At 68.0% G+C, this 11,811-nt stretch carries 11 protein-coding genes; 2 read left to right on the forward strand and 9 right to left on the reverse strand.

Translation table 11 applies throughout. The features are described 5' to 3' along the window. Positions 1–38: 38 nt before the first annotated feature. The 3 genes from P7A99_RS10510 to P7A99_RS10520 all read right to left on the reverse strand — a co-directional run bounded on the left by P7A99_RS10510 (position 39) and on the right by P7A99_RS10520 (position 5,125). The gene (locus P7A99_RS10510) at positions 39–2,381 is read right to left on the reverse strand and encodes a TonB-dependent receptor (protein WP_277793833.1); all 2,343 of its coding nucleotides are present in this window, start codon (positions 2,379–2,381) and stop codon (positions 39–41) included. Positions 2,382–2,532: 151 nt separating this feature from the next. Further along, complete coding sequence (locus P7A99_RS10515) at positions 2,533–4,545, reverse strand: tetratricopeptide repeat-containing sulfotransferase family protein (RefSeq protein ID WP_277793834.1); 2,013 nt, start codon at positions 4,543–4,545, stop codon at positions 2,533–2,535. A gap of 250 nt (positions 4,546–4,795) precedes the next feature. Then, positions 4,796–5,125 carry a hypothetical protein gene (locus tag P7A99_RS10520; protein WP_277793835.1) on the reverse strand — a complete coding sequence of 110 codons (330 nt, stop codon included), beginning with the start codon at positions 5,123–5,125 and terminating at the stop codon, positions 4,796–4,798. A gap of 78 nt (positions 5,126–5,203) precedes the next feature. Between P7A99_RS10520 and P7A99_RS10525 the strand changes: the two genes are divergently transcribed. Continuing rightward, positions 5,204–5,500, forward strand: coding sequence for an autorepressor SdpR family transcription factor (locus P7A99_RS10525; protein WP_277793836.1), 297 nt, complete (start codon positions 5,204–5,206; stop codon positions 5,498–5,500). Beyond that, entirely contained in the window at positions 5,497–5,871 is a 375-nt protein-coding gene (locus tag P7A99_RS10530; RefSeq protein WP_277793837.1) for an ammonium transporter, read from the forward strand. The genes P7A99_RS10525 and P7A99_RS10530 overlap by 4 nt, the downstream gene beginning before the upstream one ends. On the opposite strand, the gene P7A99_RS10535 is transcribed toward P7A99_RS10530, so the two are convergent. From P7A99_RS10535 to P7A99_RS10560, 6 genes are all read right to left on the reverse strand, one after another. Next, positions 5,866–7,152 carry an NAD(P)/FAD-dependent oxidoreductase gene (locus P7A99_RS10535; protein WP_277793838.1) on the reverse strand — a complete coding sequence of 429 codons (1,287 nt, stop codon included), beginning with the start codon at positions 7,150–7,152 and terminating at the stop codon, positions 5,866–5,868. The two genes, P7A99_RS10530 and P7A99_RS10535, sit on opposite strands and share 6 nt — an antisense overlap. Before the next feature lie 159 nt (positions 7,153–7,311). Further along, a complete protein-coding gene (locus tag P7A99_RS10540; RefSeq protein WP_277793839.1) occupies positions 7,312–8,712 on the reverse strand; it encodes a glutamine synthetase family protein in 1,401 nt (466 codons plus the stop codon). Between the two features lie 32 nt (positions 8,713–8,744). Then, on the reverse strand, positions 8,745–9,155 hold the full coding sequence (locus tag P7A99_RS10545; protein ID WP_277793840.1) for a PIN domain-containing protein: 411 nt from the start codon (positions 9,153–9,155) through the stop codon (positions 8,745–8,747). After that, positions 9,156–9,392, reverse strand: coding sequence for a DUF6364 family protein (locus P7A99_RS10550; protein ID WP_277793841.1), 237 nt, complete (start codon positions 9,390–9,392; stop codon positions 9,156–9,158). It abuts the gene before it with no gap. Between the two features lie 32 nt (positions 9,393–9,424). Further along, positions 9,425–10,828 (reverse strand): aspartate aminotransferase family protein, encoded by a 1,404-nt coding sequence (locus P7A99_RS10555; RefSeq protein WP_277793842.1) that lies wholly within the window; start codon positions 10,826–10,828, stop codon positions 9,425–9,427. 77 nt (positions 10,829–10,905) lie between these two features. Then, positions 10,906–11,712: a gamma-glutamyl-gamma-aminobutyrate hydrolase family protein gene (locus P7A99_RS10560; RefSeq protein ID WP_277793843.1), complete on the reverse strand. Its 807-nt coding sequence runs from the start codon at positions 11,710–11,712 to the stop codon at positions 10,906–10,908. Positions 11,713–11,811: the final 99 nt, after the last annotated feature.

Genomic DNA, 11,811 nt, shown 5'->3' on the forward strand with positions numbered 1-11,811 from the left:
CCGCGCGAGGCGGGGGCGACGCGGACTTCCGTCCGTGGTCAGAACTTCTGACCGAACTTCAGGCCGAAGGTCCGGGGCTGGTTGGGGATCACATAGACCTTGTCGGCGCAGACCGCCTCGGCGCACTGCACGAACCGGCTGACGCTGGCGCGCTCGTCCGTCAGGTTGGTCAGGTAGGCCGAGACCGACCAGCTGTCGCGCGAGAAGCCCGCCGACAGGTCGAAGGTCGCATAGCCTTCCTGCTTGCCCAGGATCCCCGCCTCGACCGTACGCAGGTCGGAATAGGACGAGGTCTGCCCCACAGCCGAGGCCTGCACGAAGGCGTCGAAATCGCTCCAGTCGAACTCGTAGCGGGCGGTCAGGTTGGCCTTGAACTTCGGCGTGATCGGCAGGCGCGTGCCCTTGGGCGCCTGCGGGCCGTCTGGGAAGTCGGCCGAGCCGACCGGACAGTCGGTGATCGGAACGCCCGCGCTGTCGGTGGCCCCGCAGTAGTTGGCCGTTAGCTTGGCGTCGGTGTAGGCGGCTGCGGCGTTGATCGTGAAGCCCTCGGCCACCGCGATCGTCAGGTCGGTTTCCGCGCCCTTGATCTCGGCCTCGTTGGCGTTCTTGATCTCGGTCAGGCCGTTGGCCCCCAGGATCGAGAACTGGAACTTGTTCCACTTCTCCAGATAGACCGCGCCGTTCCAGCGGAAGCGGTTCTGGGCCCAGCTGGTCTTCCAGCCGAACTCGTAGTTCTTCAGATAGTCAGACAGGTACGGCGGCAGCGTGCCGCGCCGGTTGATGCCGCCCGGCCGGTAGCCTTCCGAATAGGTCGCGTAGACCAGCTTGGCCGGGTCGATCTTGTAGGTGAGGGTCAGCTTGGGCGTATTGCCCGTCTCCTTCACCCGCTTGTCGAGATTGGTGCAGGGCGAGCCGGAGATCACCGGCCCCTTGAAGCAGGCCCTCTCGCCGGTCGAGCCGTAGCCCGCGCCGTAGCCGTAGAAGCCGACCAGCGAGTTGTCGGCCTCGAAGAAGCGGATGCCGGCCGTGGCCGTCAGGTTGGGCAGGATGTCGAACGACACCTCGCCGAACGCGGCCTTGTCGCGGTCGACGCGCTTCTGCTCGGTCAGCCAGATGGTGCCCGGATGCCCGGTCGGCGACAGAGACGGACCCAGGGCGTCGATCTGGTAGTCCTGGTGAATGCCGTGCGCCTGGCGCTGGTAGAACAGGCCCGCGACGAAGCGCAGGCGCTTTTCCTGCGGCGAGCTGACCCGCAGTTCGTGGCTGATGCGGTTGTAGCGGTCCTTGCCCTGGATGTACTGCGACGGATCCACCGGATTGCCGGCGTCGTCGGTCCAGTAGGCGCCATAGCCGTACAGCGTGTCGTAGAAGTACGAGTAGTCGGTGTAGTCCTGCTCGGTGTCGGTCGTGCGTTGCAGGTACGAACCGGCGTAGACGATGTCGAGGTTGCTGATCTTGCCCTCGATGGCCATCGCCGCCTGCCACCAGCGGTCGTCCGAGCTTTCCGGATAGTAGTGGCTGACCTTCAGGTCGCCGATGTCCGGATCATAGCCGAAGAAACCGCCAGATTTCTGCACCTGGCCCATGATCTGGGGCGTGATCGTCCAGTTCTCGCCCAGCTCGACCTTCACCGCCGCGCGGGCGCCGTGGGTTTCGACCTCGTTGTAGTCCTTCTTGACCACCCCGGCGTTGTCGATCGTCACGCCCGAGGTGGGATAGGTGCGGGTCGAGGCGACATTGTCGATATAGCCGGCGTCGCGCTTGCTCCAGCCGACCATGCGCACGGCCACGGTGTCGGACAGCGGCTGGTTGACGAAGCCCTCGGCCACATAGCCTGTGCCGCCCTGGTCGACCTTGTTGACCTCCAGGCTGTAGCCGGCCTTGAAGCCGGCGGTGCTGGGCTTGTTGGTGATGATCCGGATGGTGCCGGCCTGGGAGCTCGCGCCGTACAGCGTGCCCTGCGGCCCGGCCAGGGCCTCGACCCGTTCGATGTCGTAGATGTGGACGTCGAGCGCGCCCTGGATCGTGGTGATCGGCTGCTCGTCCAGATAGATGCCCACGCTGGGCAGCGAGCCGGAGTGGTTGCCGTCGCCGCCGCTGGCCACGCCCCGCATGTAGACCTGGTTGAAGCCCGGTCCCGAGCCCTGGAACGACACGCTGGGCAGGAACTTCACATAGTCGGCGAAGTCGGCGACCTCCAGCTGCTCCAGCTTGGCCTGGCCCAGCGCCTGGATGCTGACCGGCACGTCCTGAAGATTCTCCGAGCGCTTCTGGGCGGTGACCACCACCTCTTCCAGCGCGACCCCGCTTTCCTGCGCCAGCGCGGCCCCACAAAGCGCGCTGCTCGACATCAGGGCCGTGACCAGCAGGCCCGACCGCATTGTTTTTGAACGCCTAATCGACACGTGTTCACTCCTTGGCCCCAGAGAGAACGACGTTCTTTCAATGTCGTGAGTCCGACAATCCGGCAAAGCTCGCCGGCCGCGCAATTCACCGGACTGTTGCAAAAACGGCAGCGCCGTCTTCCGGTGGTCAAATAACAGGCGCGGCGGGATAGGCCGTCAGAACCGGGCCCAGCGCCGCCTTCAGCGGGCCAAGCCACGGCTCATAGTTGCGCCACTGGTCGACCCCGTCGCGGAAAATCGGCTGGCGCACCTGCTCGGAGCTGGCGGTGCGCACGGCGCGGTCGTTCTGGTGGAAATCCAGGCATGTCGCCTCGAACGGCAGGCCGCAATGATCCAGCAACCGGCGGATCTCGCCTTCCGGGTCCTCGACCATCGCCTCGTAGATCACCCGGTGCACGCGCCCCGGCAGCACCGCGTCGAAGTGCGCCATCAGGTCCACATAGTCGGCGTAGTAGCGGCCGATGTCCTCCAGCCCGTAGCTGAAGGTCTGGCCGCGCGCGAAGTGCTGCTTGAAGCCCGAAAAGCAGCAGCCCAGCGGATGACGACGCGCGTCGATGATCTTGGCGTTGGGCAGCATCAGATGGATCAGCCCGGCGTGGGCGAAGTTGTTGGGCATCTTGTCGACGAAGAACGGCCGGTCGGTCTTGCGCTGCACCCGCGTGCGCTCGAGGTACTCCTCGCCCAGCGCCCGCAGGGCGTCGGCGTCCAGCGTCGCCAGCGCTTCGGGATACAGCCCCTCGCCTCGCCGGCCGCCCAGCCGCTTGGCGATGGCGATGACGTCGGGCAGTTCCATCGTGCCCTCGACCTGCGAGTGGCTGGCCAGGATCTGCTCGATCAGGGTCGAGCCCGAGCGCGGCAGGCCGACGACGAAGATCGGATCAGGCGCGGCCGCGCCCCAGCCTTGCCGCTCGGCGAAGAAGCCCTTTGTAAACAGCGTCTTGCTGCGGGCCACGTGCGCCGTGGCCTCGTCGGCGTCGTAGCGGATCTGGACGCGGCGCAGCTCTGCGCCCCTGGCGTAGTGCCCGAAGCTCGCCTCGTAGCGCCCGGCGTCCTCCAGCGCCTTGCCCAGGGCGTAGTGCAGGTGGAAGCGGTCCTCGTCGCCCAGGTCGGCGCTCGCCAGTTGACCCTCCATGACCGCCAGGTCGGCGTCGGAGAACCGCAGGGTCTTGAGGTTGGCGAGACTCCACCAGGCCTCGCCCAGCATCGGCGCCTGCTCGACGGCCTTGCGGTAGGCGGCCTCGCACTCGGCCCGGCGGCCCAGGGTCTTCAGCGCATGGCCATAGCTCATCCAGCCCTTGGGCTGGTGCGGATGGCGCGCCAGCACCTCGCGATAGATCGCCGTCGCCGCCTCGTACTCGCCGATCCTCACCAGGGCCGCGGCGCGCAGGTTGGCATAGGCCGGATGGCGCGGGTCGGCGGCCTGCAGCAGGTCGAGTTCGCGCAGCGCCTCCAGGGTCTTGTTCTGGCGATAGAGCAAGGTCGCCAGATTGTGCCGCGCGGCCGTAAAGCCGGGCGCGAAGGCCAGGGTCTGGGTCAGGATGCGCTCGGCGTCTTCGTAGCGGCCCAGGCGCGCGGCCACCTCGGCCAGCATCCGCAGCGCCGCCGGCTCGTCGGGCCGGGCTTTGAGATAGGCCCGCAGGCCGTGCTCGGCCTCCGGCAGCCTGCCCTCGACCAGGGCCGAGGCCGCCGCGACCAGCGCCGGATCGCGCACCGAGGCCCGCACCTGCCGATCGCCGGCCGCCTGAGCGCCGACCAGATCGCCCAGCACTGTCAGCCCCACCGACAGCGCCCGCCAGGCCTCTCCGAGATCCGGATCCAGCGCGGTGGCGCGCCGCAGCGCCGCAACGGCCTCCTGGGTGCGCCCAGTGTCCAGCAGCACCAGGCCGTGTTCCAGCTGCACGTCCGGCGCGTTGGGCAGGGCTCGCGACAGCGGGTCGATCACCGGCAGGGCGGCGGCCGTATCGCCCGACAGCCGCAGGGCCGCGGCCAGGATCAGGGTCGCGCCGGGATGACGGGGAACGGCTTCCAGAATCGCCCGCGCCTGCTCGCGCGCCAGCTCGGGGTCACGCGACAACAGGCGCATCGCATGGCCCAGCGCATCGGCGAGACTGCCCGTCGGCTCCGAAACCTGCCCCTGCATGCAACCCCGCGACGCTCTCTACGGCGAGCATCGGAGAACGCCGGTGGGCGGGTGTCAATCGGGCTGGCGCTCGCTCTTAGCAAGGACACGTGGTGTGCCGATAAAAGCCGCCTCCCTCGCCCTTGTGGCGAGGGCCCATGCCGGACACGGCTCAGACAGCGCCGAACATGAAAGGTTTGAGCAGCGGAACGATGGATCCTGGGCACAAGGCCCAGGAAGGCAGATAGGGATTACGCCTCCCGCAGTTCCCTCAGCCCCCGGTCTCGTCCACGGCGATGATCACCGGCTTGCCCCGCGACCAGGGGTCCCACCCGGCTTCGAGCGCCGAGGCGATGGCGGTCGCCACCAGCTTCTTGGGCACTTGCTCGGTCTTCAGCTGCGGCGCGCCGTAGCGGGGCTGCTCGCCAGGCGGGAACTCGATGACGACCTCGCGCTTGCCCTCGACATGGTGCACGGCGATGGCCATGCCGTGCCGCTCGGTCGGGTCCTTGGACCAGTGGGGCGTGCGTTGCAGCCGCCAGACATAGGTCTCGCCGTCGACTTCGATCTCGAATTCCGGGTTCAGCTTGGTTCGCGCCATGACGGGGTGTTAGCGCGCCACGCCCGTCGAAGCCAGTCGCTGCTTGACTCATTTCGACGATTAGCTAATCGTCTTATCATGAGCCAGGTATTCAAGGCCCTTTCCGATCCCACCCGCCGGCGGGTTCTGCAGCTCCTGCGCAAGGGGCCGCTCAGCGCCGGCGAGCTGAGCGATCAGTTCGACGTCTCCAAGCCGACCATGTCGGCCCATTTCGCGGTGCTCCGCGAAGCCGACCTCGTCCACGCCGAGAAGGCCGGCAAGTCGGTCGTCTACCACCTGAAGCTCTCGGTGCTCGAAGAGGCGCTGCTGGGCTTCGTCCACTCGTTCGGCGTCGGCGAGCAAGCATCGGCGCCGAAGCAGGAGGTTACGGAATGAAGAAGGAAGTGATCGCAGACCTCGCCTGGGGCGTCGGCATCGTCGTCCTGGCCCTGGCCGCCAGCCTCGCGCGCAAGCTGGGCTATATCGACACCGACACCGTCAACCGCCTGGTCATGGGGGCCATCGGCCTGATGGTCGCCTGGTTCGGCAACCGCATGCCCAAGCGGTTCGTCCCCAGCGACTGGGGCCGTCGCGTCAACCGGTTCGGCGGCTGGTCGATGGCGCTGAGCGGGCTGGTCTATGCCGGCCTGTGGGCCTTCGCCCCCTTCGAGGTGGCGGTCGTGGGCGGCTGCGGCGCGATCCTGGCCGGCATCGCCCTGACCATCGGCTACTGCCTGTCGCTGCGGGCGAAGTCCAAGGCCCTATAGCCGGTCGCGCAGCGCGTACCAGGAAAGGCCCGCCACCGTCAGCGGCCAGCGCAGCAGCCGGCCGCCTGGGAACGGCGGGGTCGGCAGGCGCGACAGCAGCTCCACCCCGCCCGTCTCGCCCAGGGCCGCATCGGCCAGGAGCTTGCCGAACCACGGCGCCAGCATCACCCCCTGCCCAGAATAGCCGGCCGCCGCCCACACGCCCGGCGCCAGTTCCCGCACGAATGGCGAGCGGTGCACGGTGATCCCCAGGGTTCCGCCCCAGGCGTGGGTCACCTTCACCTCGGCCAGGTCGGGATAGATCTTCAGCATGTGGCGGCGCACGAAGCCCGGCAGGTCCGGCGGAAAGCCCGGCCGGTAGTTCTCGCCGCCACCGAACAGCAGCCGGCCGTCCGGGCTCTTGCGGAAGTAGTTCACGACGAAGCGGCTGTCGGCCACGGCGGCGTTCGAGCGGATGATGGTCTCGGCGCGCTCTCCCAAAGGCTCGGTCGCCAGCACGAAGTTGTTGATCGGCATCACCCGCGCCCGGGCCTCGCCCCCGGCCAGCTCGTCCAGATAGCCGTCGCCGGTCAGGATCAGCTGGTCGCACAGCACCCGGCCCGCCGCGGTCTCGACCACGATCCTTCCGCCCTCGCGCCGCCAGGCCCGGGCGCGGCTGCGCTCGTGGATCACCACTCCCCTGGCCAGCGCCGCCTTCGCCAGGCCCAGGGCCAGGTTCAGCGGATGCAGGTGGCCACCGCCGTTGTCACGCGTCCCGCCGTGATAGACCGCCGTGCCCAGCTCTTCAGCCAGGGCGTCCTCGTCGATCAGCTCCAGCTCGTGATAGCCGTAGCGGGCGGCCATGAACTCGATGTGGTCGAGATCCTCGCCCTCGCCGCCCGTCTTGTGGCGGGCGTGGATCATGCCCGGCGTGAAGTCGCAGGCGATGGCGTGCTCGGCGATGGTCGCGGTCAGGTGCGAGCGGGCGTCCAGCGCCATCTTCCACAGCGCCAGGGCGTCGTCGCGACCGACCGTCTTCTCCAGCCAGGCCTGGTCGTTGCGCTGGCCCATATGCACCTGGCCGCCGTTGCGCCCCGAGGCGCCGGACCCGACCTGCGCGGCCTCCAGCACGACCACCGACACCCCGCGCGAAGCCAGTTCCAGCGCCGCGCCAAGGCCGGTGTAGCCCGCGCCGACGACGCAGACGTCGGCGAAGGCGTCGCCGTCGAGGGCGGGCAGCGGCGGCAGGGCGTGAGCCGTGGCGGCGTACCAGGAGGTGGAAGGATGGCCGGTGTTGTTCATCGCCGACCTCCCCCTCTCCCATAGGGAGAGGGAGGGGCCCATGGCGAAGCCATGGGAGGGTGAGGGGTTTCACGGCCGGCGGCATAACCCCTCATCCTCCCACGCCTGACGGCGCGGGCCCCTCCTTCTCCCTCTGGGAGAAGGTGACCGACAGCCGCCCTAAACATTCAGCAGCAGGAACTCCCGCTCCCACGGGCTGATGGTGCGCATGAAGGTCTCGTACTCGGCCTGCTTCACCCGGGCGTAGGCCGTGCAGAAGGTGGCGCCGAGGATGTCGGTCAGGGCCTTGGCCTCCTCGAACAGGGTCACCGACTCCAGCAGGCTGCGCGGCAGCTCGATGCCCCGGGCCCCGGCGTCGATCTCCACCGGCGCCGTGGGAGCCAGGTTCTGGGTCATGCCCAGATAGCCGCAGGCCAGCACCGCGGCGATGGCCAGGTACGGATTGGCGTCCGACGAGGGGATGCGGTTCTCCACCCGGCGGTTGGCCGGATCGGACGGCGGCACGCGCAGGCCGCAGGTGCGGTTGTCATATCCCCACTGGGTGTTGACCGGCGCGCCGCTGTCGCGGGCGATGCGGCGGTAGCTGTTCACGTAGGGGGCCAGTATGGCCATGATCGCCGGCAGATAGCGCTGCTGCCCGGCGATGAAGGCGTAGAAGGACGGCGTCGCCTCGCCAGTCTTGGGATCCGAGAACAGGTTGTCGCCGTCCTCGGTCAGGATCGACTGGTGCACGTGCATGGCGCTGCCCGGCTCGCCCGCCATCGGCTTGGCCATGAAGGTGGCGTAGATGTCGTGCTCCATCGCCGCCTCGCGGATGGTGCGCTTCATCATGAACACCTGGTCGGCCAGCTCCAGCGGGGTGCCGTGGCGCAGGTTGATCTCCATCTGCGCCACCCCGCTCTCGTGGATCAGGGTGTCGATCTCCAGGCCCTGGCGCTCGGAGTATTCGTACATGTCCTCGAACAGGGCGTCGAACTCGTTGACCGCGCTGATCGAATAGCCCTGGCGGCCGCTCTCGGGCCGGCCCGACCGGCCGACCGGCGGCTTCAGCGGATAGTCCCAGTCGATGTTCTTCTCGACCAGATAGAACTCGATCTCCGGCGCCACGATCGGGCTCCAGCCCTTCTCGCGATACAGAGACAGCACCCGGCGCAGCACCTGGCGGGGGCTTTCCTCCACCGGCCGGCCGTCGGGGTGGAAGGCGTCGTGGATCACCTGGGCGGTCGGGTCCTGCGCCCAGGGCACCGTGGCCAGCGTGGCCAGGTCAGGGGTCAGGAAGATGTCGGTGTCCGACTGCACCGCGTTCACCGCCCCCTCGAACTCGGGGAAGTCGCCGGTGATGGTCTGATAGAACACCGCCAGCGGCAGGTTCATCGACGGGGTCCCTAGGAACTTGCGCACCGGCATGATCTTGCCGCGGGCCACGCCGGCAAGGTCGGGCACGACGCACTCGATCTCCTCGATGTTCTGGCTGCGGAACCAGGCCTGGGCCTCGTCCAGCGTCTTGACCCCCCGGGTGACCTTCGGACCGTCGTGGTTCTTCTTGTGCTTGGGCTTCATGAGGGCGCTCCTCGCGCTTGCTGAAGTTTGGGCTATTGGAAAGGATTGACGATACGGACGCCCTCTACGATCTGGCCGTGCGAGAGGTCCTCGGTGAACAGTTCGGTGCAGCCGGCTGCCCGCGCGGCGGCGATCACGGCGCTGTCCCAGTAAGAAAAGCCGTAGCGCGCCTTGATCTCCAGTGCCGACAGCAACACGGCCAGGGTGTTGTCCTGCACCTTGAAGCGGGTCCAGGTCCGGACGAACTCGGCCGCATCTTCAGGCTCCAACCTTCCGGGTCGCGACGAGCGCGTGGCCTGAACGTAGAACTCCTGCAGCACCTGCACCGACAGCACGCCGTCGGTCCGGTCCAGCAAAGTTCTCGCGGCCGCGCGCTTGACCGCCTCTTCCGGCGCCTCGCTGATCGAATAGATCAGGACGTTGGTGTCGAGGAAGACGGCCACCTACTCCCCACGCCGATAGAGTTCGTCGCGCGGCACATTGTCGGCGGCCCGAAAGCCCCTGATCTTCTCACGCAACTCGAGCTCGCGCCGCTTCAGCCGCTCGAACTCGCTTTCGCCTTGGGCGACCTCGACCAGATACTTGCGCACCATGGCTGAGACGGACGTCTCCTGCTCGGCGGCCCGGATGCGGGCGCGCCGATAGGTTTCGTCGTCGATCGAGACTGTGATATTCTTCATGATCTCACAGTATCACAGTTTCACAGCCACTTTCAGTCCTCCACCTTCGGCTTCAGCGCCCGCAGCACCGGCTCGGCCTCGTCGAGCGATTTGCGGATGATCCCCACCAGTTCGTCGATCTCGGCCTTGGTGATGATCAGCGGCGGGCAGCAGACGATGCTGTCGCGGATGGCCCGCACCATCAGGCCGTTCTTGATGCACAGGTCGCGCACGATCGGCCCGGCCTCGCCCTCCTTGTCGAGGAAGCGATGGTTGGTCCCCTTCTCGCGGACGATCTCGACCGCGCCGATCAGGCCCAGCGAGCGGGTCTCGCCCACCAGTGGATGATCGTTCAGCGACGCCAGCGCCTGGGCCAGGTAGGGGCCCGTCTCGTCGCGGGTGCGCTCGACCAGGCCCTCGCGCTCCATGATCTCGATGTTCTTGAGCGCTACGGCCGCCGCGGTCGGGTGGCCCGAATAGGTAAAGCCGTGGATGAAGTCGCCGCCCTTCTCGCGCAGCTCGGCGACGATGTGGTCGGCCACGCCCACGGCGCTGATCGGCAGGTAGCCGGACGACAGGCCCTTGGCCATGGCGATCAGGTCGGGCTTGATCCCGTAGTGCTGGTGGCCGAACCACGTCCCCAGCCGCCCGAAGCCGCAGATCACCTCGTCGCAGACCAGCAGGATCCCGTACTTGCGGCACAGGGCCTCGACCGCGGGCCAATAGCCGTCCGGCGGAATGATCACCCCGCCCGCCCCCTGCACCGGCTCGCCGATGAAGGCCGCGACGTTCTCGGGGCCGACCTCAAGGATCTTGTCCTCGATCGCCTTGACCGCCCGGTCGCGGAAGGCGGCCGGATCCTCGCCAAAGCCGTCGCCGAACAGGTAGGGCTGCATCACGTGCTCGACGCCGGCGATCGGCAGGTCGCCTTGGCGGTGCATGTGCTTCATCCCGCCCAGCGACACCCCGGCCACGGTCGAGCCGTGATAGGCGTTCCAGCGGCTGATGAAGACGGTGCGGCTCGGCTCCCCCTTCAGCTTCCAATAGTGGCGCACCAGGCGGAAGACCGTGTCGTTCGCCTCCGACCCCGACGAATTGTAGAAGACGTGGCTCAGATACCCGCCCATCTTCTGCGCGATCTTGGCCGCCAGCTGGATCGGCGGCGGCGAGGCCGTCTTGAAGAAGGTGTTGTAGTACGGCAGCTCCAGCATCTGGTCGTAGGCCGCCTGGGCAAGCTCGGTGCGGCCATAGCCGACATTGACGCACCACAGCCCGGCCATGCCGTCGAGGATCCGGTGACCCTCGCCGTCGTGGATGTAGACGCCCTCGGCCCGCGTGATGATCCGGCTGCCGCCCTGCTCGGCGATGACCTTGTGGTCGGCCTGGGCCGGCAGGTGGTGAGCCAGGTCCAGGCGCTTGAGTTCGGCGATGTCGTGGTTGCGGAGGGGGGCGGTCATGTGTGGGTTTCCCGTGCGTTTCTTTTCTCCCTTCCCCCTATGATGGGGGAAGGGTCGGGGATGGGGGTGACAGCGGTTCAGGGCCCGGCGCGCGCCGAACCGCCGTAACCACCCCCACCCCTGGCCCCTCCCCCATCGAGGGGGAGGGGAAACTCTTTGCGTAAGGCCTGGCCAAACAGCTGGAAGAACACCTGGCTCTGCGGATTGGTCTCCGGCTTCCACTCGGGGTGCCACTGCACCGCCAGCACCGGCGCGCCATTGACGCTTGCCGACACCGCCTCGACGACGCCGTCCTGTGCGCGGGCTTCGACGGCCAGGCCTGCGCCCAGCCGGTCGACGCCCTGGTAGTGCACCGAATTGACCACCGCCTGCTCAACGCCAAAGGCCGTCGCCAGCACCCCGCCGGGCGTCAGGTCGATCGGGTGGCGATGGTCGAACATGGCGTTGAAGTCGACCTCGTCGGGCGCGTGGTGGGCGATCAGCTCGGCGCTGGTCGCCATGTCGCGCCGCAGGGTGCCGCCGAAGGCGACATTGATCTCCTGAAAGCCCCGGCACACCCCGAACACCGGCCGGCCCAGGTCGAGCATGGCCTTGATCAGGTCGCGGGTCATGGCGTCGCGATCGTGGTCGAACGGCCCCGGCGCATCCTCCACCGCCTCGTCATAGAAGGCCGGATCCAGGTTCGACGGGCTGCCGGTCAGCATCAGGCCGTCCAGCCGGCTCGCGACCTCCGAGGCCTTCATCAGCCCCGGCATCGACGGCACGAGCAGGGCCGCGGCGTCGGCGTAACGCATCGCGCCAGCGACATAGCGGTTCATCACCGCCTGGGCCGGCTCGATCCCGACGGTGCGGGTGCAGCAGATGACGCCGGCGACGGGACGCATCAGCAATCTCCCCCCTTCGCACTCCCCCGCTCGTCATCCCGGCCGCAGCGAAGCGGAGAGCCGGGACCCAGGACCACCTGCAGTGCGGCGGCCCCTGGG

Origin of the sequence: Caulobacter endophyticus, assembly GCF_029543245.1 — a bacterium.
Classification (GTDB): domain Bacteria; phylum Pseudomonadota; class Alphaproteobacteria; order Caulobacterales; family Caulobacteraceae; genus Caulobacter; species Caulobacter endophyticus_A.